Origin of the sequence: Kitasatospora sp. NPDC057500 (assembly GCF_042802195.1) — a bacterium.
GTDB lineage: Bacteria > Actinomycetota > Actinomycetes > Streptomycetales > Streptomycetaceae > Kitasatospora.
In genome coordinates this window covers 1-23,604 of the sequence record NZ_JBHVER010000130.1, presented here as the reverse complement: position 1 = coordinate 23,604, position 23,604 = coordinate 1, and the positions used below count along the sequence as shown (strand labels likewise).

Sequence of the window (23,604 nt, the reverse complement as noted above, 5' to 3'; positions counted from 1 at the left end):
CGCCACCCCTCGGTGGCGGGCCCCGCGGCGGGGTACCGGGATCAGCGGCGGGCGCTGTAGTTCGGCGCCTCGACGGTCATCTGGATGTCGTGCGGGTGGCTCTCCTTGAGGCCCGCCGAGGTGATCCGGACGAACCGGCCCTTGCTCTCCATCTCGGCGACGGTGGCCGCGCCGACGTAGCCCATGGTCTGGCGCAGGCCGCCGACCAGCTGGTGCAGCACCGCGGAGAGCGGGCCGCGGTAGGGCACCTGGCCCTCGATGCCCTCGGGGACGAGCTTGTCGTCCGAGGCGACCTCGGCCTGGAAGTAGCGGTCCTTGGAGTAGGACCGGCCCTGGCCGCGGGACTGCATGGCGCCCAGCGAGCCCATGCCGCGGTAGGACTTGAACTGCTTGCCGTTGATGAACATCAGCTCGCCCGGGGACTCCTCGCAGCCGGCCAGCAGCGAGCCGAGCATCACGGTGTCGGCACCGGCGGCGAGCGCCTTGCCGATGTCGCCGGAGTACTGCAGGCCGCCGTCGCCGATGACCGGGACGCCGGCCGCCTGGCAGGCCAGGGCGGCCTCGTAGATCGCGGTGACCTGCGGGACGCCGATGCCGGCGACCACGCGGGTGGTGCAGATGGAGCCCGGGCCGACGCCGACCTTGACGCCGTCCACGCCGGCGTCGATCAGCGCCTGGGCGCCGTCACGGGTGGCGACGTTGCCGCCGACCACGTCGACCTTGACGGCCGACTTGATCTTCTCGATCCAGGCCAGCGCGTTGTGGCTGTGGCCGTGCGAGGTGTCGACGACCAGGAAGTCCACGCCCGCCTCGACCAGGGCCTGGGCGCGGTCGAAGGCCTCGGCGCTGGCGCCGACGGCGGCACCGACCAGCAGCCGGCCCTCGGAGTCCTTGGCGGCGTTCGGGTACTGCTCGGCCTTGACGAAGTCCTTGACGGTGATGAGGCCCTTGATCCGGCCGTCGTCGTCGACCAGCGGCAGCTTCTCGATCTTGTGGCGGCGCAGCAGCGCCATCGCGTCGACGCCGGAGATGCCGACCTTGCCGGTGATCAGCGGCATCGGGGTCATGATCTCGCGGACCTGGCGGGTGCGGTCCGTCTCGAAGGCCATGTCGCGGTTGGTGACGATGCCGAGCAGCTTGCCGCTCTCGTCGGCGATCGGCACGCCGGAGATCCGGAACTTCGCACAGAGCGCGTCGGCCTCGGCGAGGGTGGTCTCCGGGCCGACCGTGATCGGGTCGGTGACCATGCCGGACTCGGAGCGCTTGACCAGGTCGACCTGGTTGGCCTGGTCCTCGACCGAGAGGTTGCGGTGCAGGACGCCGACGCCGCCCTGACGGGCCATCGCGATCGCCATCCGCGACTCGGTGACCTTGTCCATCGCCGCGGAGAGCAGCGGAATGTTGACGCGCACGTTGCGGGAGACCCGCGAGGAGGTGTCGACCTGGTTCGGCAGCACCTCGGACGCCCCCGGCAGCAGCAGGACGTCGTCGTACGTGAGTCCGAGCATCGCGAACTTCTCGGGTACGCCTGCGGCGTTGTAAGACATTTCGGGGGTACCTTCCGTGGCCGGCTCGATCAGCTCGCGCCCTGGGGGTGGGGGCGCTGTCATCAGCTCACTCGCTCGGACCGCCGAAAGCCCGGTGGCCGTTGGAGGATCCTCCAGGGGAAACCCTTGCGCACCGTCGAAACTTTGGCGACCCGCCCAGGCGCCGATACCCCATGGTACTGGCACCGCGAATGCGCTCTCGTGTGCCCTTGACAACAAAGCCCGGCCGTGGGCCATTCCGCCGCCGGGGCCCGCCCTAGGACGACTCCTCGGCGAGCGCCCGCAGCCGGCTCAGCGCGCGGTGCTGGGCGACCCGGACGGCCCCCGGCGACATCCCGAGCACCTCGCCGGTCTCCTCCGCCGAGAGCCCGGCGGCCACCCGCAGCAGTACCAGTTCGCGCTGCCGGGCCGGCAGGTTGGAGAGCAGTTCCTTCGCCCAGGCCGCGTCGCTGCTGAGCAGCGCCCGCTCCTCCGGGCCGAGCGCCTCGTCCGGCACCTCCGGCAGGTCGTCCTGCGGGATCACCGTCGAACCGGGCCCGCGCATCGCGGCCCGCTGCAGATCGGCGATCTTGTGCGCGGCGATCCCGTAGACGAAGGCCTCGAAGGGGCGCCCCTGGTCCTTGTACCGGGGCAGCGCGCAGAGCACCGCGACGCAGACCTCCTGCGCGATGTCGTCCACGTGGTGCCGGGCGCCGCCGGGCAGCCGGACGAGGCGGCCGCGGCAGTAGCGCAGGGCCAGCGGGTGGACGTGGGCGAGCAGAGCGTCGATCGCCGGTCCCTCGCCGCGGACGGCGGCCGCGACCAGTGCGGCGAGCGCGCCGGGCCCGTCGGCCGGATCCGCGTACGCCGGGGCGGGCCCGGGCGCGGAGGGCTCGGCCTCCACCGGGTCCGCCTCACCGGGAGCCCCGGCCACGTCGTCACGCATCGGTCCATGGTGCCTGGTCGCGCGGGAAAACGCGGCACCGCGTCCGGAGTTGTGCACCGGAACGTTATGCGGTGCCGCACCGGTCCGCACCACCGGCCACTCCTGCACCGTCCCGCCTCCCGCCCCACCGCCCGGGGTGGTCCCGTCCGCGGCGCCGTCCGCCGAGTCTCCCGCGGCTGCGTGGTTCGCCGCAGTTCCTGTCCGCTGGTCCCCGAGGTGCTCCACTCCTCCATGGTGCAACCTCGGGACCGTAACGTCACACGCCCCCGCGCGGACAATCGCGCGGAGCGTGCCGGAACCGGCGGCGCCGGCGGCGGTCAGCGGACCAGGCCCCAGCGGAAGCCCAGCGCCACCGCGTGCGCGCGGTCCGAGGCGCCGAGCTTCTTGAACAGGCGCCGGGCATGGGTCTTGACGGTGTCCTCGGAGAGGAACAGCTCACGACCGATCTCGGCGTTGCTGCGGCCGTGGCTCATGCCTTCGAGCACCTGGATCTCACGCGCCGTCAAGGTCGGCGCCGCGCCCATGTCGGGGCTGCGCAGCCGGCGGGGGGCGAGCCGCCAGGTCGGGTCGGCGAGCGCCTGGGTGACGGTGGCCCGCAGTTCGGCGCGCGAGGCGTCCTTGTGCAGGTACCCGCGGGCGCCCGCGGCGACCGCGAGGGCGACACCGTCGAGGTCCTCGGCGACGGTGAGCATGATGATCCGGGCGCCCGGGTCGGCGGACAGCAGCCGCCGGACCGTCTCCACCCCGCCGAGGCCGGGCATCCGGACGTCCATCAGGACGAGATCGGATCGGTCGGCCACCCAGCGGCGGAGGACCTCCTCCCCGTTCGTCGCGGTGGTGACCCGGTCGACACCGGGTACGGTCGCGACCGCGCGGCGAAGCGCCTCGCGGGCGAGCGGGGAATCGTCGCAAACGAGAACGGAAGTCATGACCGTCGTCCTCCGCAGCTGATCCGCGTCACGTTGAGCCTCCTGGCTGGTACGAACCTCTCCGACACGGCCGATCGGCGTCAGACTCCGTGCTGATCGCCTGAGATTCCCCGCGATCGTTCCCGACGTCCGGCGTCCGCTAACCGCCTCCGCACTTCCAACGACCGTCACTCGAATGAGTTACGGCCTTCGGGGTCACCTCCACCACTGTACGTGGCCGACCCGTTACCGATCAGCCGCATCGCGGTGCACACGCCGCACTTTTGCGCAGCTCGCGCGCGGTCGGCGTACAACCCGCACACCCGCGCGGGTGTGCGTGCGCCCGTCGGCCACCCGAATGCCACATCCGCGCCCGGCTGTCACCGGCCCGGCAGCCACGCCCACTTTGCCCGTTTTTCGAGCTTTTGTATGGTCATTGACTGTTGTGCCACTCTGTGGGTGACTTGTCCATGGAGTTGCCGTAAGTCATATTTCCAGGTGTCCACACCGCGCCGGACGCCCGCTGCGCCACCGCCGACGCACCCCGTCGGCGAGGCCCGCGGTCGACGACCTCTGAAGGGAATGAGCCATGGCAGATTTCTCCCGACTCCCCGGCCCCAACGCGGACCTCTGGGACTGGCAGCTCTCCGCGGCCTGCCGTGGCGTGGACAGCTCGCTCTTCTTCCACCCCGAGGGCGAGCGGGGTGCGGCCCGCAGCTCGCGCGAGGCGAGCGCCAAGGAGGTCTGCATGCGCTGCCCGGTACGCACCGAGTGCGCCGCGCACGCGCTGGCCGTCCGCGAGCCGTACGGCGTCTGGGGAGGCCTGACCGAGGACGAGCGCGAGGAGATGATGGGCCGTTCGCGCAACCGCCTGGTGGAGGTGCCGCTCGCCGCGCCGGGCGTGGTCCAGCAGTAGGACACCGGCTTCGCCCGACCGGGAAGAAACGTTTCTTCTCGGGGTGAGGCACGCCCGGGGCCCGGCCGGGAGCCCGCGTCGCCGCCGGCCCGGCGCGCCGACGGGTCAGCGCCCGGCCGCCGCCGCCCCCGCCAGCCGCTCCAGCATCAGCGCCACCGCCGGCACCTCGGCGAGGTCCGGCAGGGTCAGCGCGACCACCTGCCGCACCGCCGGCGCCCCCGAGACGGCGTGCACCGCCACCGGCACCACCCCGTCGGGGCGCACCGACTCCAGCGCCAGCCCGGGCAGCACCGCCACCCCGAGCCCGGCGGCCACCAGCCCGACCACCGCCGGGTAGTCGTCGGTCGCGAAGTCGATCCGCGGCTCGAAGCCGGCGCCCGCGCACAGCTCCACCAGGTGCCCCCGGCACTGCGGACAGCCGGCGATCCACTGCTCCCCCGCCAGCTCGGCCAGCTCCACCGGCCCGCCGCGCCCGGCCAGCCGGTGGCCCGCGGGCAGCAGCCCGACCAGCGGGTCGTCCAGCAGCGGGGTCACCACCAGATCGGACCAGTCGACCCCCGCACTCAGCTGCTGGGCCTCCAGATTGGCCTCGGCACGCGCCTCCCGGGGCGTGCCGTGCGCGGGCGCCGGCGCCGGCGCGAGGGCGGATCCCGGGGCCTGCGGGTAGCGGAAGGCGAGCGCGACCTCGCACTCGCCGCCGCGCAGCATCGCCAGCGACTCCGGCGGCTCCGCCTCGACCAGCGACACGCGCACCCCCGGATGGCTGTCCCGCAGCCGGGCGACCGCCGGCGGCACCAGGGTCGAACTGGCGGTCGGGAAGGACACCAGCCGGACCCGTCCGGCCCGCAGCCCGGCGATCGCCGCGACCTCCTCCTCCGCGGCGGAGAGCCCGGCGAGGATCCCGGTGGCATGCTTGAGCAGGACCCGCCCGGCCTCGCTCAGCTGCATCCCTCGGCCCGAACGGACCACGAGCGGGGTGTCCACGGACTTCTCCAGCGCCTTCATCTGCTGGCTGATGGCGGGCTGGGTGCAGCCCATCTCGCGGGCGGCCGCGGAGAAGGAGCCGGTGCGGGCGACGGCACGCAGGACGCGCAGGTGGCGGGCCTCGATCATGCCCCCAAGATATAAGGGATTCTTTGCAACACGCAAAATTCAACTGATAGTTGAAGAATGGAACACGCCGCAGGCCCGGCCCGCCACCCCTCGCGGGGCGCGGACCGGGCCTGCGGTCAGTGGCTGCGGCCTCAGTGCGAGTGGCCGTGACCGCCGTGCGAGTGGCCGTGACCGTTGTCGGCCTCCTCCTCCTTCTTCTCCACCACGAGGGTCTCGGTGGTGAGCAGCAGGGAGGCGATCGAGGCGGCGTTCTCCAGGGCGGAGCGGGTGACCTTGACCGGGTCGATGACGCCGGCCTTGACCAGGTCGCCGTACTCGCCGGTGGCGGCGTTGTAGCCCTGGCCCTGCTCCAGCTCGGCGACCTTGGAGGTGATGACGTAGCCCTCCAGGCCGGCGTTCTGGGCGATCCAGCGCAGCGGCTCGTGCAGCGCCTTGCGGACGACCGCGACACCGGTGGCCTCGTCGCCGGACAGGCCCAGGCCGTCGTTCAGCACCTTGGCGGCGTGGACCAGGGAGGCGCCACCACCGGCGACGATGCCCTCCTCGACCGCGGCGCGGGTCGCCGAGATGGCGTCCTCCAGGCGGTGCTTGCGCTCCTTGAGCTCCACCTCGGTGGCGGCACCGACGCGGATGACGCAGACGCCGCCGGCCAGCTTGGCCAGGCGCTCCTGCAGCTTCTCGCGGTCCCAGTCCGAGTCGGTGTTGGCGATCTCGCCCTTGATCTGGGCGACGCGGCCGGCCACGGCCTCGGACTCGCCGGCACCGTCGACGACGATCGTGTCGTCCTTGGTGACGGTCACGCGGCGGGCCGAGCCCAGCACGTCCAGACCGGCCTGGTCGAGCTTGAGGCCGACCTCCTCGGAGATCACGGTGCCGCCGGTCAGGACGGCCAGGTCGCCGAGGATCGCCTTGCGGCGGTCGCCGAAGCCCGGGGCCTTGACGGCCACCGCGTTGAAGGTGCCGCGGATCTTGTTCACCACGAGGGTGGACAGCGCCTCGCCGTCGACGTCCTCGGCGATGATCAGCAGCGGGCGGGAGGTGCCGCCCTGGAGGATCTTCTCCAGCAGCGGCAGCAGCTCCTGGATGGAGGAGATCTTGCCCTGGTTGATCAGGATGTACGGGTCCTCGAGGACCGCCTCCTGGCGCTCCGCGTCGGTGACGAAGTACGGCGACAGGTAGCCCTTGTCGAACTGCATGCCCTCGGTGAAGTCCAGCTCCACGCCGAAGGTGTTCGACTCCTCGACGGTGATGACACCGTCCTTGCCGACCTTGTCGATCGCCTCGGCGATCAGCTCGCCGACCTGGGCGTCCTGGGCGGACAGCGTGGCGACGGCGGCGACGTCGTCCTTGCCCTCGATCTCGCGGGCGACCGACAGCAGGTGCTCGGAGACGGCGGCGACGGCCTTGTCGATGCCCTTCTTCAGGGCGGCCGGGCCGGCGCCGGCGGCGACGTTGCGCAGACCCTCGTTGACCAGGGCCTGGGCCAGCACGGTGGCGGTGGTGGTGCCGTCACCCGCGACGTCGTTGGTCTTGGTGGCGACCTCCTTGACGAGCTGCGCGCCAAGGTTCTCGTACGGGTCGTCGAGCTCGACCTCACGGGCGATGGTGACACCGTCGTTGGTGATGGTCGGGGCGCCGAACTTCTTGTCGATGACGACGTTGCGGCCCTTGGGGCCGATGGTCACCTTGACGGTGTCGGCCAGCTTGTTGACACCGCGCTCCAGCGAGCGGCGGGCGTCCTCGTCGAACTGCAGGATCTTCGCCATGTTCCCTATTCCCTCGGGGGTGCGGCCGTCGCGGCGGCCGCTCGACTACGTGAACCAACAGCCACGCCCCGGTCCCCTGTCACTAGGGACACGGATCCGGGGCGTGGCAGGACGCTTTACTTCTCGATGATGGCGAGAACGTCGCGGGCGGAGAGCACCAGGTACTCCTCGCCCTGGTACTTCACCTCGGTGCCGCCGTACTTCGAGTACAGGACGATGTCACCCACGGCGACGTCGAGCGGCAGACGCTGGCCGTCCTCGAAGCGGCCCGGGCCGACGGCCAGGACGACGCCCTCCTGGGGCTTCTCCTTGGCGGTGTCCGGGATAACCAGGCCGGAGGCCGTGGTGGTCTCGGCGTCGAGCGGCTGGACCACGATGCGGTCCTCGAGCGGCTTGATGGCAACCTTGCTGCTGGTGGTCACGTCCGAGCTCCCCTTCGGAGATTACGGGGTTTTCTAACGGGTAGGGGCGAACTCGCGCGTCTGCCGTCGCGGGGGTCAGACACGCATTGTCGCGTTAGCACTCCCCCGGTGGGGAGTGCTAGGACGACCATAGGCCGCGGTTAGCACTCAGTCAACCAGAGTGCCAACGACGCGCCCACGGGTCCCGCGATGCGGATGAGTAGCCGTACTCATGTGCGAGGTGCGCGGGGGCGCCAGACTCGGCTCCATGACCACGACGCTGAGCGCCGCCCGGCCCGCCCGGTGGAAAGACCTCCTGTTCGCGGTGATCCTCCTGCCGTTGTTCCTCGCGATGCCCGTCGCCGTTCTCCAGGTGTGCTCGGCGACCGTCTGGACCGCGGGTTCGCGCTACTCCTCCGGCGGCTCGGCCGCCGTTCTGGGGGCCGCCGCACTGCTGACGCTCGCCGCCACCGGCGTGATCACCTGGGTCGCCCGGCGCCTCGGCTACCCGGTCGTGGCGGTCGTCGCCGCAGTGGCACCGTTCGTCTACCCGGTCTTCATCGTGGTCGTCCTCAGCAGCCTCTGACCGGCGAGAATGGGCCCGTGGAGAACGACGACCTGCGGCCCCTGCTGACCGACCGGGGCCAGGCCCTGCTCGCCGAACTGCGCGACTTCGCGCCCGGGGAGGAGCTGGCACTGGCCACCCGGCTGCGCAAGGAGCACCCCGCCGAGCTGGTGTCGGCCGCCTTCGGGCAGGCCCGGCTGCGGCAGCGGGCCCGGGCCAAGTTCGGCGCCGACGCCGACCTCATGTACTTCACGCCCAACGGCGTCGAGCAGTCCACCCGGCGCGAGGTCGCCGAGTGGCGGGCCCGCCGGTTCGCGGACCTCGGGGTGAAGCGGCTGGCCGACCTCTGCTGCGGGATCGGCGGCGACGTGCTGGCGCTCGCCCGGGCCGGCGTCGAGGTGCTCGCCGTCGACAAGGACCCGGCCGCCTGCGCCGCCACCGCCGCCAACGCCGCCGCGCTGGGCCTGGCCGACCGGGTCGAGGTGCGCTGCGCGGACGTCGCCGACGTCGACGTCGCCGGCTTCGACGCGGTCTTCACCGACCCGGCCCGGCGCACCTCGCGCGGCCGGGTCTTCGACCCCGAGGCGTACGCGCCGCCGCTCTCCTGGGCGGTCGAGGCCGGCCGGCGCACCCCCGTCGGCGCGCTCAAGGTGGCCCCCGGCATCCCGCACGAGGCGGTGCCCGCGGACGCCGAGGCCGAATGGGTCTCCGACCACGGCGACGTCAAGGAGGCGGTGCTCTGGTTCGGCACCCGGGCCGAGCGCCCGCACCGCGCCACCCTGCTGCCGCAGCGGGCCAGCCTCACCGGCGGCGACCTGCCCGACCCGCCGGCCGGGCCGGTCGGCCGCTACCTGTACGAGCCGGACGGCGCGGTCATCCGCGCCCACCTGGTCGCCGAGGTGGCGCAGCAGGTGAACGGGCGGCTGATCGACCCGAAGATCGCCTACGTCACCTCCGACGAGCTGGTGGACACCCCCTACGCACACGGCTTCGAGCTGACCGACGTGCTGCCGTTCCACATCAAGCGGCTCAAGGCGCTGCTGCGCGAGCGGGGCGTCGGCACGGTGGTGATCAAGAAGCGCGGGATGGCGATCACCCCGGAGGAGCTGCGCCGCCAGCTGAAGCCGGCCGGCCCGAACACCGTCACGGTGATCCTCAGCCGCACCGACCACGGCCCGCTGATGATGCTCGGCCGGCCGGTGACCGGCCCCGCCGCGGCCGTTCAGGCGGCCGGCGCCTCGATGTAGTCCTCCAGCCGGGCCACCGCGAAGCCCTGCTCCTGGATCCTGGCCAGCAGCTCGCCGAACATCTGCGTCATCGTCTCGCCCTTGAGGTCCTTCGGGCCCCGGAAGTGGGCGAGCACGATGTCGCCGGGCCGCAGCTTCCGGTCCGCCGCCTGGTACTGCATGTCGTGGATCTGCATCGACTCGCGCCACAGCACGATCGCCCTCGGCCCGCACTGCTGCACCACCGCGTTGAGCGCCGGCGTGTGGGCGCCGTCGCCGTACGGCGGGCGGAACAGCAGCGGCGGGGTTCCGTACTGCCGGGTGAGCTCGGCCTGGGCGTCGCAGACCTCGGCCTTCTGCTTCTCCGGGGCCGCCCTGCTCAGCTGGGCGTGGTCCGAGGTGTGGTTGTGGACGTGGTTGCCGAGCGCCTGGAGCCGCTTGAAGTAGCCGTAGTCGTCCTTGACGATGTCGCGGGTCAGGAACATCGAGACCGGCACCTTGAGGTCGGTCAGCATCTCGACGAACGCCGGGTCCTTCTCGGCGCCGTCGTCGATGGTGAGGAAGACCACCTTGTCGTCGGTCCTCACCTCGCTGAACACCGGGACCGGTCCGGTCGGACGGAGCTTCACCGGCTTGTCGGCGGGCGCGGGGGGCGCCGGCGGCAGCGGTGTGAGGTTCCACTTGGCCCAGGCGGCGGCGTCCCCGGCGGCCGGGGCGGGTGACGCGCTCGGCGGCGGGGGCGGCACGTCCTGCGGGCGCGACGGGGCGGCGGACCGGGCCGGGGCGGTGGTGGCGCCGCCCGGTGCCGTCAGGGCGGCGGAGGCGGCGCCGCTGTCGCCCCCGCCCGCGCACCCGGTGGCGGCGGCCAGCAGGACCGCCGCCCCCACCGCGTACGCCGTCGTCCTGCTCCACCCGTAGCTGTTCACCGCGCCGTGCTCCCCGTTCCCGTTCAGCGATTCCGCCGGTTAGCACGGTAACGGTCGGACGTTCGGTTCCCGGTCGGGCGTGCGAACGACTACGGAGGGCTACTCCACGTGCTCGCTGGTGAACGCCCAGCGGTGCACCGGACGGCCGAGCAGACCGGCGGGCGGCTCGGGCACCGGCACCGGCTCGCCGGACCACCAGGTGATCAGCAGCACCCTCTCGCCGGGGGCGGCGAACAGCTCGGCGCGCAGCAGTCCGGGACGGCCGCGCAGCGCGGGCAGCGCGGCCTCCCGGACCCAGGCGGACAGCTCGGCGCCCCGCCCGTCGGCGGCCCGGGCCTCCCACATCGCGGCGGTGGTGGTCACGCCTGCCCGCCCAGCGCCCGGTAGGCCTGCCCGTGGAAGTCGGTGTGCGGGACGTGGACCTCGGTGACGGGCAGCGAGGAGTCCGCCGACAGGTCGAAGGAGGACGGCGCACGGTCGCGCCAGACCATCTCGGAGCCGAGCGCGGCGACCATCGCGCCGTTGTCGGTGCACAGGCCCGGGCGCGGCACCCGCAGCCGGATGCCCGCCTTGTCGCAGCGCTGCTGGGCCATCTCGCGGAGCCGCGAGTTGGCCGCGACGCCGCCGCCGATCATCAGGTGGTCGACGCCGTTGTCCTTGCAGGCCTTGACCGCCTTGCGGGTCAGCACGTCGGTGACCGCCTCCTGGAAGGACGCCGCGACGTCGGCGACCGGCACGTCCTCGCCGGCCCGCCGCCTGGCCTCCACCCAGCGGGCGACGGCGGTCTTCAGGCCGGAGAAGGAGAAGTCGTACTCCGGGTCCTTGGGGCCGGTCAGGCCGCGCGGGAAGGCGATCGCCTTCCGGTCGCCCTCGCGGGCGGTGCGGTCCACCACCGGGCCGCCGGGGAAGCCGAGCCCGAGCACCCGGGCCACCTTGTCGAAGGCCTCGCCGGCCGCGTCGTCGATGGTCGCGCCGAGCGGGCGCACATCGCTGGTGATGTCCTCGCTGAGCAGCAGCGAGGAGTGCCCGCCGGAGACCAGCAGGGCCATCGTCGGGGAGGGCAGCCGGCCGTGCTCCAACTGGTCCACGCAGATGTGCGAGGCGAGGTGGTTGACGCCGTACAGCGGCTTGTCCAGGGCCCACGCGTACGCCTTGGCGGCGCTCACGCCGACCAGCAGCGCGCCGGCCAGGCCGGGGCCCGCGGTGACGGCGATGCCGTCCAGGTCGCTCGCCTTGACGCCCGCGGTGTCCAGGGCGCGCTGGATGGTGGGGACCATCGCCTCCAGGTGCGCGCGGCTGGCGATCTCGGGGACGACGCCGCCGAACCGGGCGTGGTCGTTGACGCTGGAGGCCACCGCGTCGGCGAGCAGCGTGGTGCCGCGCACGATGCCGACGCCGGTCTCGTCGCAGGAGGTCTCGATGCCGAGGACGAGCGGTTCGTCAGCCATGGGGGGTGTCCTTCTTCACGTCCGGTCGCGGGTCGTCCGCGGGTTCGTCGAGGTCTTCGGGAGCGGCACCGTCGACGGCGGCGGCCGCGGGGTCGAGGCGCATCACCAGCGCGTCGACGTCGGCGGGCTGGTAGTAGCCGCGCCGGATGCCGACCGGCTCGAAACCGAAGCGCTCGTAGAGCCGCTGGGCGCGGAGGTTGTCCACCCGCACCTCCAGCAGCAGGTCCGCGCAGCCGCGCCGGGCGGCCTCCCGGACCAGGTCGGTGAGCAGCGCCGCGCCGAGCCCGGCGCCCTGGTGGCGGCCGTCCACGGCGATGGTCTGCACATCGCCCTCGCCGGCCACCGCCATCAGCCCGGCGTAGCCGACGACCGTGCCGTCCGGGGTGACGGCGACGGTGTAGTGGCGGGTGCCGCCGGGGCGGGCATCGGCCAGCTCGGACCAGAACATGCCGGCCGACCAGGCGTCCTCGGGGAACAGCTCCAGCTCCAGCTCCAGCACCGGGGCGATGTCCCACCAGCGCATCGGGCGCAGCGTGGCGGCGGGGACGGCGGTGCGCACGGCCCCGTCGGTGCTCGGGCCGGTCACGCCGGGAGCACCGCCTTGTAGCCGGCCGGCACCTGGGCGTCCGGGCGGCGCAGGTAGAGCGGGGCGTTGGGCAGCAGGGCCCGGCCGGCGGCCAGTTCGGCGGCGGCGAAGTCGGCGAGCGCGCCGGCCGAGACGTGCTCGGGGCCGCGCCCGCCGGGGAAGGCGTCCGGGTAGAGCAGCGCGCCGGCGCCGACCGAGCGCGCCGGCGGCGCCAGCTCGCCCGGGCGGTCCACCGAAGGGCCCTCGGTGCGACGGCCCTCGGCGTCGTACGCGGCCCAGTAGACCTCCTTGCGGCGGGCGTCCGTGGCCACCGTGAACGGCTCGCCGGCCAGGCCCTCGGCGCGGGCCCGGTGGGCGATCGCGTCCAGGGTGCAGACGCCGTGCACCGGCAGGTCCAGGGCGTGGCCCAGCGCGGCGGCGGTCACCAGGCCGACCCGCAGGCCGGTGTACGGGCCCGGGCCGACGCCCACGGCGATGTCGGTCAGCCGGTGCTTGTCCACACCGGCCGCCCGCAGCACCTGGTCGATCGCGGGCAGCAGCAGTTCGCCGTGGCGCCTGGCGTCGACCTGGTCGGTCTCGGCGAGGACGGCCGTGCCGTCGTGGACGGCGGCGGTGACGGCGGGGGTAGCGGTGTCGAACGCGAGCAGCAGCACGGGTCAAGGTTAGACCGGTCGGGCGGTGGCCCGTCGTGGCCCGTGCCCGGGGCGGGTGTGCGCCGCCCGATCGAAAACCGGTCCCGCGGCGGAACACACGTCCGACGTGATGCGGACCGGACGGGCGAACCTGGCACGATGGGGCCGACGGTTTTGGGACGGCGGTGGGAGCACACGTGGCGAAGATGGGTCCTGGAGTGGTGGTCACGGGGCTGACCCTGGGGGCCCTGGCGGTGGTGAGTCTGCTGGCCTTCCAGGCCAACGGCGCGCAGGACCGCGCGGTCGCCGCCGATCCCGGCGCGAGCACCTCCGCCTCGGCCGCCGGGCCGACCGCCTCGGCCACCCCGACCAGCACGCCCACGCCGACCGTCCCGCCGTTGCCCACCGCGGGCACCGGCACCGGGCTGCGGGTCGTCTACTCCGTCAGCACGCACTACGTCTGGCTGATCGACCCGAAGAAGACCCCGCAGGTGGTGGCCGCCTTCCCGGTCACCCCGGGCACGGTCGAGCCGGCTCCCGGCAGCTACCCCGTGTACAGCCGCACCCAGTCCGGCACCGGCACCGACGGCAAGCAGATCGAGCACGTGGTGCGGTTCGCCCAGCAGAACGGCGTGGTGTTCGGCTTCAGCGCGACCGTCGACGGGGCCACCGGCACGCCGGGCGCCGCACCTACGGCATCCGTGTCGGGGACGCCGTCCGCGATCGGGGGCGGCGGCGACGCCAAGGCCAAGACCGGCGGCATCCGCAGCAGCCGGGCCGACGGCCAGTTGCTCTGGGACTTCGCGCCGAAGGACACCAAGGTGGTCGTGATCGCCTGACCCGCAGGCGTCCGGCGGCCCGTGGTTACGCGGCGCGGCGGGTGTCGTGCGCGCCGCCGTCCACCGGCGGCTCCTCGGGCCGCGTGTTCCCCGCCGGACGGCGCCCGGGCGGGGTGGAGACCGCCTCCGCCGCCGCACAGGCGGCCAGCAGGGCCCGCATCGGCTCCCCCGCGGCACGGCGGTCGGGCCCCTCGGCCCCGGTCCCGCGCGGTTCGCGCTCCGGGGCGGGCGTGGTGCTCGGCATGGCGCCTCCCTAGTTAGGCAGACCTAACCTCAGAACCCATCCCACCACGCCCGGGACCCCGACCGCAACACCTTCCCGACAGCCTGTCGGCAAACCGTGACCCGGTCGGCGGCGGACGGCTCCGTCAGGCCAGCACCGACAGGTCGACGCCGTCCCAGCGGGGGCCGATCCCGGTCAGGCTCACCTGGCGCGGGTCCAGGTCGCCGCCCGCCGCCTCGGCGCCGACGGCCCGCTCGATCCGGACCTCCAGACGGTCCTCCGAGAGCCGCTCGACCTTGCCCTCGCCCCACTCGACCACCACCACCGACTCGGGCAGCGAGACGTCCAGGTCGAGGTCCTCCATCTCGTCGAGGTCCCCGCCCAGGCGGTACGCGTCGACGTGCACCAGCGCCGGACCGCCGACCAGCGACGGGTGCACCCGGGCGATCACGAAGGTCGGCGAGGTGACCGCGCCGCGCACCTGGAGCCCCTCGCCGAGGCCCCGGGTCAGCGTGGTCTTCCCCGCGCCCAGCTCGCCGGAGAGCAGCACCAGGTCACCCGGTCGCAGCAGCGCGGCCAGCTCCCGGCCGAGCCGGCCCATCCGGTCGGGGGTGGCGGCGGTGAGAGTGGCGTGCGAGCCCATGCGCGAATCAAGCCCTTCGGTCCGTACGGCGGCGCACCGGCCCTCGGGCGCCCCCGCTACCGTGCCACATCCCCGCCCCCGGCCCGCACCGCCCCGGCCCCGCCCCGGCCGGTCCGTCCCCGATGCCGGGCGCGCGGGGCCCTCTCGTTCGGGTCGCGCCGGACCGGTGGGCGTCGCCGATGGCCCTTCCTGCCCACGGGCGAGCGGGGGCGTGCATCGGCGGTGCGGAGGTGGGGGTACCTCCCGGCCGCCAGGCCGGGGGCCATCGGCGACCGACGACCGACGACAAGCCGGCGTGGGGGCACCTCCCGGCCGAAGGCAGGGGGCGTGCGTGCTCCGGCGGCGACCGCCCGCCGTGAGCCGAACTGGCACGCGAGGCCCTCTCGTTCGGGTCGCGTCGGACCGGTGGGCGTCGCCGATGGGCCCCTCCTGCCCGCGGGCGAGCGGGGGCGTGCATCGGCGGTGCGGAGGAGGGGGCACCTCCCGGCCGAAGGGCGGGGCGGAGTCCATGCGATGGGGGCACCTCCCGACCGCCAGCCCGGGGGCCATCGGCGACCGACGACCGACGACAAGCCGGCGTGGGGGCACCTCCCGGCCGAAGGCAGGGGGCGTGCGTGCTCCGGCGGCTACCGCCCGCCGTGATCCGAACGAGAGGGCCTACGCCCGCTCGACGGCCGGGGGCGCCGGGGCGGGGCGGCGCCGCGGAAGCGGGCGGCGTGTTCGAAGAGGGTGGCCAGATGGCTGTCGACCACGTCGGGGCGCTCCAGCATCACCAGGTGCCCGGCGTCCTCGACCAGGGCCAGCTCGGCGCCCGGCAGCTGTTCGGCCATCACCTCGCCGTGGCCGGGCGGGGTCAGCAGGTCCTTGGTGCCGGTCAGCACCAGGACCGGGATGCCGCGCAGGGCGGCGAGGGCCTGGGTCTTCTCGTGCGCCGAGAACACCGGGTAGAACTCGGCCACCACGTCGATCGGGGTGGCGTCCAGCATCTGTTCGGCGAACCGGACCACGCCCGGGTCGACGTCCTTCCCGCCGAAGGAGAACCGGCGGTAGAAGACGGCGCTGACGTCCGTGCCCAGTCGGCGGGTCGCCTCCACCAGGTCCACCTGACGGCCGAGCAGCTTCATCATCCCCGGCGCGACCCGGCGGAACAGCCGGGCGCCGGCCTGGGGCAGGCCGAAGGTGACGGCGTCCCAGTTCCCGGCGAGGGTGCCGATCAGCGCCACGCCGGCGACCCGCTCGCGGAACAGTTCGGGGTGCTGGTCGGCCAGCGCCATCACCGTCATGCCGCCCATCGAGTGGCCGACCAGCACCAGCGGCCCGGTCGGCGCGACGGCGTCGAGCACGGCCTTGAGGTCGCCGCCCAGCTGGTCGATGCCGGCGGGCTCGCCGGCCAGGAAGGAGCGGGAGCGCTCGGAGCGGCCGTGGCTGCGCTGGTCCCAGAAGACCAGGCGCGCACCGTCGCGGAAGGCGGCGCGCTGGAAGTGCCAGCTGTCCTGGTTGAGGCAGTAGCCGTGGCAGAAGACCACGGTCAGCGGCTCGGGCGCGCCGTCCGGCTCGGCTTCGTCCGGCTCCGGGCCGCCCCCCGCGAGCCCGTCCAGTTCGACGTACAGCCCGGTGCCGTCGGGGGCGGCGACGGTGCGCGGGCGGCCGCGCAGCGAGCCGTACGGGGCCTTGGCGTCCAGTTCGGCGCGGGCCCGGCGGCGCGTCGTCCGGCCGACCGTCAGCCGTTCGATCGCCACGCCGGCGGCGGCGCCGGCCGCGAGCACGCCGACCGAGATGCCGATCAGGCCGGCCCGGCTCACCCCGGTGGCCGTCCCGGCCGCCTTGACGGCACGGGCCACGCCGCTCACCGCCTCGGCCGGGTCGGCGCCGGACTGCCCGCTCATCCGAGCGGGTCCCCGTCCAGGGCGCCGACGTAGCGGCGCGGCACCCGGGAGCCGATCCGGGTGACGATCTCGTAGGAGATGGTGCCGCAGGCGCGGCCCCAGTCCTCGGCGGTGGGCTCGCCGCGGTCGCCGTTGCCGAAGACCAGCACCTCGTCGCCGATCGGCGGGGTGTCGCCGCCGAGGTCGACGACGAACTGGTCCATCGCCACCCGGCCGGCCACGGTGCGCCACTTGCCGTCGATCTGCACCGGGCCGATGCCGCTGGCGTGCCGGGGGATGCCGTCGCCGTAGCCGACCGGGACCAGGCCCAGGGTGGTCGGGCCGGGGGTGGTGTAGTGGTGGCCGTAGCTGACGCCGTGGCCGCCGGGGACGTGCTTGACCAGGGCCAGCCGGGCGGTCAGCGACATCACCGGGCGCAGGCCGAAGTCGGCCGGCGAGCCGACGTCCGGGACCGGCGAGAGCCCGTACATCGCGAGGCCGGTGCGGACCATGTCGAAGTGCGACTGCGGGAGCAGCAGGGCGGCCGGCGAGTTGGCCAGGTGCCGCACCTCGGGGCGCAGGCCGGCCGCCTCGGCGGTGGCCAGGGCGGCGCGGTAGGCGTCCAGCTGGGCCTGGATGGAGGGGTGGCCGGGCTCGTCGGCGGCGGCGAAGTGCGACCAGACGCCGACGACGGTGAGCAGACCGTCCAGCTCGGCGCGGCGGGCGGCGGCGACCAGCTCGGGCCAGTCGTGCGGCTGGCAGCCGTTGCGGCCGAGGCCGGTGTCGGCCTTGAGGTGGACCCGGGCGGGTATGCCGGTGGAGCGCACGGCGGCGAGCAGCTCGGTGAGTGCCCACTGGCCGCTGACCGAGATGTCGAGGTCGGCGAAGAGGGCCTCCCGCCAGGGGCCGCCGGGGGTCCACAGCCAGCAGAGGATGCGGGCCTGGTCCGGGCGGATGCCCTCGGCGCGCAGGGCGAGCGCCTCGTCCGGCGTCGCGGTGCCCAGCCAGCGGACTCCTGCGGCGACCGCCTCCCGGGCGCAGCGCAGGGCGCCGTGGCCGTAGGCGTCCGATTTGACCGCGGCCATCACCGCGGCACCGCCGATGCGCTCGCGCAGCGCGTCGAGGTTGCCGCGCAGGGCGGCGAGATCGATGGTCGCCTCGGCCCTCGCGCCTTCGGTGAGAGTGGCCATCACGGTGGTCTTCGCAGTTGTCATCAGGGTCAGTCTCCCAGACGTCCCAGGTTCCTCGCCGAACGGCCCGTCGGCACACCGCCCCCCGCGACCCCCCACCCCCTCCCGGACGCCCACGAATCACCCCCCGGTTCCCGCCGCCCCTCGCGCCGGCGCAGAAATATGCAGACCGGTCCACATAGAACTCCGATACTCGCGGAGTGGAAAGTCGACCGGGCCGACTTTCCACTCCAGGCTCCGCGAAATATGCAGACCGGTCTACTGATTTCGGCCGGCTCCACCGTTCGTTGGAGTAGGAAGTCGACCGGGGCGGCGTCCGACAGCACCGAACCAAAGGGGGCCCGGGGGCCGAGTAAGGGGGCCCCGGGGCCGCCGCGGCCGATCGGACGTCGTTCCAGGCGGTGGAGAGGGCGGCCGCCACGTCGAGGGCGGTGACGGGGGCGCCGGGGGCGGCGGCGGTGTGGCGGGCGGCGAGACCGTGCAGGTAGGCGGCCACCGAGGCGGCGTCCAGCGGGGGGAGGCCCGCGGCGAGCAGCGAGCCGGCCAGGCCGGCCAGGACGTCCCCGCTGCCGGCCGTCGCCAGCCACGAGGTACCGGTCGGGTTCACCCGGACGGCACCGCCCGGATCGGCGACCACCGTGGTCGAGCCCTTCAGCAGCACCGTCGCCCGGTACGCCGCCGCGAGCCGCCGCGCCGTGGCCAGCCGGGCGGCCGCCAGCTCGTCGGCGGCCGGCGGCCGGGCCGCTCCCCCGCCGTCCTCCGCCCCGACGAGCAGCCGGGCCGCCTCCCCCGTGTGCGGGGTGAGCAGCGTGGGCGCCGTCCGCCCGGCCAGCGCGCCCGGCCCGAGCCGGGCCAGCTCGGTCAGCCCGTCCGCGTCGACCAGCACCGGCACATCGGCGGCCAGGGCCTCGGCGAGCGCCCGCCCGGCGCCCTCGCCGCCACCCGGCCCGACCACCCAGGCCTGCACCCGCCCCGCCCCCGCCGGCCCGCCCTCGGTGACCAGCGTCTCCGGGAACCGCCGCACCACCTCCTCGGCCGCCGTCCCCACGTACCGCACCGCGCCCGCGCCGCCGCGCAGCGCCCCGGCGACCGCGAGCAGTGCCGCCCCCGGGTAGCGCGCCGACCCGGCCGCTACCCCGACCACCCCGCGCCGGTACTTGTCGCTCTCCGCCCCCGGCACCGGCAGCAGCCCGGCCACGTCCGCGTGCTGCAACGCGGAGACCTCCGCCGCCGGCAGCTCCAGCCCGATCCCCACCAGGTGCACCGCCCCGGCGTACGAGGCGCCCGGATCGACCAGCAGCCCGGGCTTGTACGTCCCGAAGCACACCGTGACGTCCGCCCGCAGCGCCACGCCCGCCACCTCGCCGGTGTCGGCGTCCACCCCGCTGGGCACGTCGACGGCCACCACCACCCCGGACCGCCCGGCGTCCGCGTACGGCCGGGCCTCCGGCCGCAGCCCGCCCTTCCCCCCGATGCCGACGATGCCGTCCAGCACCAGGTCCGCGCGCGAGAAGTCGGCCAGGCCGACTTCCTGGTGCGGCACCACCCGCCCGCCGGCCGCCCGCAGCGCCGCGAGCCCCCCGGCGTGCGCCCGGTCGGGCGCCACCAGCACCGCCGACACCCGCGCCCCGCGCCGCGCCAGCGCCGCACCGGCGTACAGCGCGTCACCCCCGTTGTCCCCACTGCCCGCCAGCACCACCACCCGGCTGCCGTACACCCGCCCGCGACGACGGGTCAGCAGCCGCGCGCAGGTCGCGGCGAGCCCGGTGGCGGCCCGCTGCATCAGCGTGCCCCCGGGAAGCCGGGCCATCAGCGCGGCCTCGGCGGCACGGACGACTTCGACGCGATGGGCGTGACGCATGCGGAGACTCCTTCAGCGGTCGGCTACCGCCGACGCTAGGCCCTCTCTTTCGGATCACGCCAGGCGGTCGCCGCCGGAGCACGCACGCCCCCAGCCTTCGGCCGGGAGGTACCCCCACGCCGGCTTGTCGTCGGTCGCCGATGGCCCCCAGCCTGGCGGCCGGGAGGTGCCCCCACCGCATGGACTCCGCCCCCAGCCTTCGGCCGGGAGGTGCCCCCACCTCCGCACCGCCGATGCACGCCCTCCAACGACGCCCACTGATCCGACGTGATCCGAAAGAGAGGGCCTAGCCCGCGCCACCGCCCCACGGCAGCCGGGCCTGCGGCACACTCCCGGGTGACACCCACTTCGATCCCCCGCCGGTGCCGGTCCGGATACCTGCCGTGCAGCGCGGCACGGACCCACAGGAGGGAGAAGGGCCATGGTCGCCATGCCGGCTGTCGAGCACCCGATGGGCGAGGACGACGTCCTCCAGGCATTCCTGAAGCTGGACACGCCGCCGGGTTTCAAGGCTGAACTGATCGAAGGGGAGATCGCCGTGACGCCGCCGCCGGACGGAGCGCACGAGACCGCTTTCTCATTGCTCAACAGGCAGTTCATGCGGAAGGCCGAGGCCGAGTTCGACCTCGCCGGGAACAAGGGGCTGATCACCCCCGGAGGCCGCTTCGTCCCGGACGGCGGTGAGCCCGGTGGGGCACTTCGAACACAGCACGTCCTGGGCCGAAGCCGCCGGGGTCCTGCTGGTCTTCGAGGTGACGTCGACCAATCCCCACAAGGACCGCGGGCCCAAGCGTCGCGGTTGTGCCGCCGCCGGTATCCCCTGCTACCTGCTGGTCGATCGCAGCGAGGGCATGGTCACACTGTTCACGAACCCCGAGGGCGCGGACTACATCACCCGCAGCCGGGTCCCCTTCGGCAAGCCGCTGGACCTGCCCGCGCCGTTCTCGTTCACGCTCGACACGGCGTCCCTGCGGTAGGACGCAGCCACCGCAGGGACGCCGGGACGGAGCCGGCCGGGCTACTCGACGGTGACCGACTTGGCGAGGTTGCGCGGCTGGTCGACCTCGTGGCCCTTGGCCGTGGCGAGCTCGCAGGCGAAGACCTGGAGCGGCACGGTGGAGACCAGCGGCTGGAGCAGGGTCGGCGTGACCGGGATGCGGATCAGGTGGTCGGCGTACGGGACGACCGCCTCGTCGCCCTCCTCCGCGATCACGATGGTCCGCGCGCCACGGGCCCGGATCTCCTGGATGTTGGAGACGATCTTGTCGTGCAGGATCGAGCGCCCGCGCGGCGACGGCACGACGACCACGACCGGCAGCCCCTCCTCGATCAGCGCGATCGGCCCGTGCTTCAGCTCGCCGGCCGCGAAGCCCTCGGCGTGCATGTAGGCGAGCTCCTTGAGCTTGAGCGCGCCCTCCAGGGCCACCGGGAAGCCGACGTGCCGGCCCAGGAACAGCACCGAGCGCGCGTCCGCCAGGGAGCGGGCCAGCTCGCGCACCGGCTCCATGGTCTCCAGGACCTGCTCGACCTGCTTCGGCGCGTCGCCGAGCTCCTTGATGACGGCGAGGATCTCGTCGCCCCACTTGGTGCCGCGCACCTGGCCCAGGTAGAGCGCCACCAGGTAGCAGGCGACCAACTGGGTGAGGAACGCCTTGGTCGAGGCGACGGCCACCTCGGGACCGGCGTGGGTGTACAGCACCGCGTCCGACTCGCGCGGGATGGTCGAGCCGTTGGTGTTGCAGATCGCCAGCACCTTGGCGCCCTGCTCGCGCGCGTGCCGCAGCGCCATCAGGGTGTCCATGGTCTCGCCGGACTGCGAGATGGCGATGACCAGCGTGCCCGGGCCCATGATCGGGTCGCGGTAGCGGAACTCGGAGGCGACCTCCACCTCGCACGGGATCCGGGTCCAGTGCTCGATCGCGTACTTGGCGATCATGCCCGCGTGGAAGGCGGTGCCACAGGCGACGATGACGACCTTGTCGACCGAGCGCAGGTCGGCGTCGGACATCCGCAGCTCGTCGAGGGTGAGCCGGCCGTCGGTGCCGATCCGGCCGAGCAGGGTGTCCGCGACGGCCTTCGGCTGCTCGGCGATCTCCTTGAGCATGAAGTAGTCGTAGCCGCCCTTCTCGGCGGCCGAGGCGTCCCAGTCGACGTGGTACTCGCGCACGTCCGCGGGCGTGCCGTCGAAGTTCGTGACGGTCACGCCGTCCCGGCGCAGCTCGACGACCTGGTCCTGGCCCAGCTCGATCGCCTCGCGGGTGTGCGCGATGAACGCGGCCACGTCGGAGGCGAGGAAGTTCTCGCCCTCACCGCGCCCGACCACCAGCGGCGAGTTGCGGCGGGCGCCGACCACCACGTCCGGGGCGTCGGCGTGCACCGCGACCAGGGTGAACGCGCCCTCCAGGCGGCGGCAGACGGCGCGCATGGCCTCCGCCAGGTCGCCCCGGTACTCCTCGCCGAGCAGGTGCGCGACGACCTCGGTGTCGGTCTCCGAGCGCAGCGTGTGGCCGCGCTCGGAGAGCTCGGCACGGAGCAGGGCGAAGTTCTCGATGATGCCGTTGTGGACGACCGCCACCCGCGCGGCGTCGTCCAGATGGGGGTGGGCGTTGGCATCCGTCGGGCCGCCGTGGGTGGCCCAGCGGGTGTGGCCGATGCCGGTGGTGCCGCCGGGAAGAGGGGTCTCGGCGAGCGACTTCTCCAGGTTCGCGAGCTTTCCTGCCCGCTTGTCGGTGGCGAGGCTCCACTGCCCGTCGGAGCCCTGCACCTGCACCGCGACACCGGCCGAGTCGTAGCCCCGGTACTCCAGTCGCTGCAGGCCTGCGATTACTACGTCAAGGGCGGGCTGGGAGCCCACGTATCCAACAATTCCGCACATGCGTGCCAGCATAAGGGCGCTTCGAGGGCCGTTTTCGCACGGTTCGCCCGCGGGCCGTGACCGACACCACAACCACCCCGAACGGCGCTACGGCCCACAATGGAGCATGTGCTGACCGAACTCTGTACGCGGGGCGACACAACGCCCGGCCCCTCACCGTCCCCCTACGTGGACCTCAGCCGGGCCGAGTGGAGCGCACTGCGCGAGCGTACGCCGCTGCCGCTGACCGCTGAGGAGGTGGAACGGCTGCGCGGCCTCGGCACCGCCCTCGACCTCGACGAGGTCCGGGACGTCTACCTCCCGCTGTCCCGGCTGCTGAACCTCTACATCCACGCCACGCACGACCTGCGCGGCGCCCTGGGCACCTTCCTGGACACCCCGGACACCGAGCGCACCCGCACCCCGTTCATCATCGGCGTGGCCGGCTCCGTCGCCGTCGGCAAGTCCACCACCGCCCGTCTGCTCCAGGCCCTGCTGGCCCGCTGGCCGGAGCACCCCCGGGTCGAGCTGGTCACCACCGACGGCTTCCTGCTGCCCAACGCCGAGCTGCGCCGGCGCGGCCTGATGGCCCGCAAGGGCTTCCCCGAGTCCTACGACCGCCGGGCGCTGATGCGCTTCGTCGCGGACGTGAAGGCCGGCCGGGAGCGGGTCACCGCGCCGGTCTACTCGCACCTGGTGTACGACATCGTGCCGGACCAGCGGCTCACCGTGGAGCGCCCGGACATCCTCATCGTCGAGGGCCTGAACGTGCTCCAGCCGGCCCTGCCCGGCACGGACGGCCGCACCCGCCTCGCGGTGGCCGACTACTTCGACTTCTCCATCTACGTCGACGCCCGCACGGACGACATCGAGAGCTGGTACCTGGACCGCTTCCGCAAGCTGCGGCAGACCGCCTTCCAGGACCCGAACTCCTACTTCCGCCGCTTCACCGAGGTGCCGGAGGAGGAGGCGATGGAGTACGGCCGCCAGGTCTGGCGCACCATCAACCGGCCCAACCTGCTGGAGAACGTGCTGCCGACCCGCGGCCGGGCCACCCTGATCCTGCAGAAGGGCCAGGACCACAAGGTCCGCCGGGCGCTGCTGCGCAAGCTCTGACGGCACGGCAGGACGACGGCACGACGGAAGGGCCCCTGCCGTGCGGCAGGGGCC

Annotated in this window: 22 protein-coding genes and 1 pseudogene; 6 read left to right on the top strand and 17 right to left on the bottom strand. The window is 73.8% G+C overall.

Features of this window, described 5'->3' with window-relative positions; all coding sequences use genetic code 11:
- Nucleotides 1-41 precede the first annotated feature (41 nt).
- The 3 genes from guaB to ACFU74_RS24740 form a co-directional block, all read right to left on the bottom strand.
- Nucleotides 42-1,547, bottom strand: a complete 1,506-nt coding sequence (guaB, locus tag ACFU74_RS24750; RefSeq protein WP_380760367.1) for an IMP dehydrogenase — start codon at nt 1,545-1,547, stop codon at nt 42-44.
- Between the two features lie 256 nt (nt 1,548-1,803).
- The gene (gene shbA / locus ACFU74_RS24745; RefSeq protein WP_380760365.1) at nt 1,804-2,472 is read right to left on the bottom strand and encodes an RNA polymerase sigma factor ShbA; all 669 of its coding nucleotides are present in this window, start codon (nt 2,470-2,472) and stop codon (nt 1,804-1,806) included.
- Nucleotides 2,473-2,789: 317 nt separating this feature from the next.
- On the bottom strand, nt 2,790-3,401 hold the full coding sequence (locus tag ACFU74_RS24740) for a response regulator transcription factor (protein WP_014136228.1): 612 nt from the start codon (nt 3,399-3,401) through the stop codon (nt 2,790-2,792).
- Nucleotides 3,402-3,969: 568 nt separating this feature from the next.
- Between ACFU74_RS24740 and ACFU74_RS24735 the strand changes: the two genes are divergently transcribed.
- Nucleotides 3,970-4,296 (top strand): WhiB family transcriptional regulator, encoded by a 327-nt coding sequence (locus ACFU74_RS24735; RefSeq protein WP_380760363.1) that lies wholly within the window; start codon nt 3,970-3,972, stop codon nt 4,294-4,296.
- Nucleotides 4,297-4,401: 105 nt separating this feature from the next.
- On the opposite strand, the gene ACFU74_RS24730 is transcribed toward ACFU74_RS24735, so the two are convergent.
- From ACFU74_RS24730 to groES, 3 genes are all read right to left on the bottom strand, one after another.
- Entirely contained in the window at nt 4,402-5,409 is a 1,008-nt protein-coding gene (locus ACFU74_RS24730; RefSeq protein WP_380760361.1) for a LysR family transcriptional regulator, read from the bottom strand.
- Between the two features lie 131 nt (nt 5,410-5,540).
- Nucleotides 5,541-7,175 (bottom strand): chaperonin GroEL, encoded by a 1,635-nt coding sequence (gene groL, locus ACFU74_RS24725; RefSeq protein ID WP_380760359.1) that lies wholly within the window; start codon nt 7,173-7,175, stop codon nt 5,541-5,543.
- Between the two features lie 116 nt (nt 7,176-7,291).
- Nucleotides 7,292-7,597 carry a co-chaperone GroES gene (groES, locus tag ACFU74_RS24720; RefSeq protein ID WP_014136232.1) on the bottom strand — a complete coding sequence of 102 codons (306 nt, stop codon included), beginning with the start codon at nt 7,595-7,597 and terminating at the stop codon, nt 7,292-7,294.
- Between the two features lie 247 nt (nt 7,598-7,844).
- On the opposite strand from groES, the gene ACFU74_RS24715 reads away from it, so the two are divergent.
- Together ACFU74_RS24715 and ACFU74_RS24710 are read left to right on the top strand one after the other, a co-directional pair.
- A complete protein-coding gene (locus ACFU74_RS24715; RefSeq protein ID WP_380760357.1) occupies nt 7,845-8,162 on the top strand; it encodes a hypothetical protein in 318 nt (105 codons plus the stop codon).
- Nucleotides 8,159-9,388: a methyltransferase domain-containing protein gene (locus tag ACFU74_RS24710; RefSeq protein WP_380760377.1), complete on the top strand. Its 1,230-nt coding sequence runs from the start codon at nt 8,159-8,161 to the stop codon at nt 9,386-9,388. The genes ACFU74_RS24715 and ACFU74_RS24710 overlap by 4 nt, the downstream gene beginning before the upstream one ends.
- Here the strand turns inward: ACFU74_RS24710 and ACFU74_RS24705 are convergent.
- The 5 genes from ACFU74_RS24705 to tsaB form a co-directional block, all read right to left on the bottom strand.
- The gene (locus ACFU74_RS24705) at nt 9,364-10,293 is read right to left on the bottom strand and encodes a polysaccharide deacetylase family protein (RefSeq protein WP_380760354.1); all 930 of its coding nucleotides are present in this window, start codon (nt 10,291-10,293) and stop codon (nt 9,364-9,366) included. The genes ACFU74_RS24710 and ACFU74_RS24705 overlap by 25 nt on opposite strands.
- Nucleotides 10,294-10,392: 99 nt before the next feature.
- Entirely contained in the window at nt 10,393-10,656 is a 264-nt protein-coding gene (locus tag ACFU74_RS24700) for a hypothetical protein (protein ID WP_380760351.1), read from the bottom strand.
- A complete protein-coding gene (gene tsaD, locus ACFU74_RS24695) occupies nt 10,653-11,741 on the bottom strand; it encodes a tRNA (adenosine(37)-N6)-threonylcarbamoyltransferase complex transferase subunit TsaD (protein ID WP_380760349.1) in 1,089 nt (362 codons plus the stop codon). The genes ACFU74_RS24700 and tsaD overlap by 4 nt, the downstream gene beginning before the upstream one ends.
- The gene (gene rimI / locus ACFU74_RS24690) at nt 11,734-12,264 is read right to left on the bottom strand and encodes a ribosomal protein S18-alanine N-acetyltransferase (RefSeq protein ID WP_380760375.1); all 531 of its coding nucleotides are present in this window, start codon (nt 12,262-12,264) and stop codon (nt 11,734-11,736) included. Before rimI ends, tsaD begins: the two co-directional genes overlap by 8 nt.
- Nucleotides 12,265-12,323: 59 nt before the next feature.
- Nucleotides 12,324-12,980 (bottom strand): tRNA (adenosine(37)-N6)-threonylcarbamoyltransferase complex dimerization subunit type 1 TsaB, encoded by a 657-nt coding sequence (gene tsaB / locus ACFU74_RS24685; RefSeq protein WP_380760347.1) that lies wholly within the window; start codon nt 12,978-12,980, stop codon nt 12,324-12,326.
- 185 nt (nt 12,981-13,165) lie between these two features.
- Between tsaB and ACFU74_RS24680 the strand changes: the two genes are divergently transcribed.
- The gene (locus ACFU74_RS24680) at nt 13,166-13,798 is read left to right on the top strand and encodes a hypothetical protein (protein ID WP_380760373.1); all 633 of its coding nucleotides are present in this window, start codon (nt 13,166-13,168) and stop codon (nt 13,796-13,798) included.
- A 25-nt stretch (nt 13,799-13,823) separates the two neighbouring features.
- On the opposite strand, the gene ACFU74_RS24675 is transcribed toward ACFU74_RS24680, so the two are convergent.
- The 5 genes and pseudogenes from ACFU74_RS24675 to ACFU74_RS24655 all read right to left on the bottom strand — a co-directional run.
- Complete coding sequence (locus ACFU74_RS24675) at nt 13,824-14,042, bottom strand: hypothetical protein (RefSeq protein ID WP_380760345.1); 219 nt, start codon at nt 14,040-14,042, stop codon at nt 13,824-13,826.
- 124 nt (nt 14,043-14,166) lie between these two features.
- Nucleotides 14,167-14,664 carry a tRNA (adenosine(37)-N6)-threonylcarbamoyltransferase complex ATPase subunit type 1 TsaE gene (gene tsaE / locus ACFU74_RS24670; RefSeq protein WP_380760343.1) on the bottom strand — a complete coding sequence of 166 codons (498 nt, stop codon included), beginning with the start codon at nt 14,662-14,664 and terminating at the stop codon, nt 14,167-14,169.
- Nucleotides 14,665-15,290: 626 nt separating this feature from the next.
- Entirely contained in the window at nt 15,291-16,550 is a 1,260-nt protein-coding gene (locus tag ACFU74_RS24665; RefSeq protein ID WP_380760371.1) for an alpha/beta fold hydrolase, read from the bottom strand.
- Entirely contained in the window at nt 16,547-17,719 is a 1,173-nt protein-coding gene (alr, locus tag ACFU74_RS24660) for an alanine racemase (protein ID WP_380760369.1), read from the bottom strand. The genes ACFU74_RS24665 and alr overlap by 4 nt, the downstream gene beginning before the upstream one ends.
- Before the next feature lie 379 nt (nt 17,720-18,098).
- Nucleotides 18,099-19,580: pseudogene (locus ACFU74_RS24655) on the bottom strand (NAD(P)H-hydrate dehydratase); the annotation flags it as partial.
- A gap of 689 nt (nt 19,581-20,269) precedes the next feature.
- On the opposite strand from ACFU74_RS24655, the gene ACFU74_RS24650 reads away from it, so the two are divergent.
- Nucleotides 20,270-20,557 (top strand): Uma2 family endonuclease, encoded by a 288-nt coding sequence (locus ACFU74_RS24650; protein ID WP_380760341.1) that lies wholly within the window; start codon nt 20,270-20,272, stop codon nt 20,555-20,557.
- A 41-nt stretch (nt 20,558-20,598) separates the two neighbouring features.
- Here ACFU74_RS24650 and glmS read toward each other — a convergent pair whose 3' ends face one another.
- Nucleotides 20,599-22,455, bottom strand: a complete 1,857-nt coding sequence (gene glmS, locus ACFU74_RS24645) for a glutamine--fructose-6-phosphate transaminase (isomerizing) (RefSeq protein WP_380760340.1) — start codon at nt 22,453-22,455, stop codon at nt 20,599-20,601.
- Between the two features lie 99 nt (nt 22,456-22,554).
- Between glmS and coaA the strand changes: the two genes are divergently transcribed.
- The gene (coaA, locus tag ACFU74_RS24640; protein WP_380760338.1) at nt 22,555-23,550 is read left to right on the top strand and encodes a type I pantothenate kinase; all 996 of its coding nucleotides are present in this window, start codon (nt 22,555-22,557) and stop codon (nt 23,548-23,550) included.
- Nucleotides 23,551-23,604: the final 54 nt, after the last annotated feature.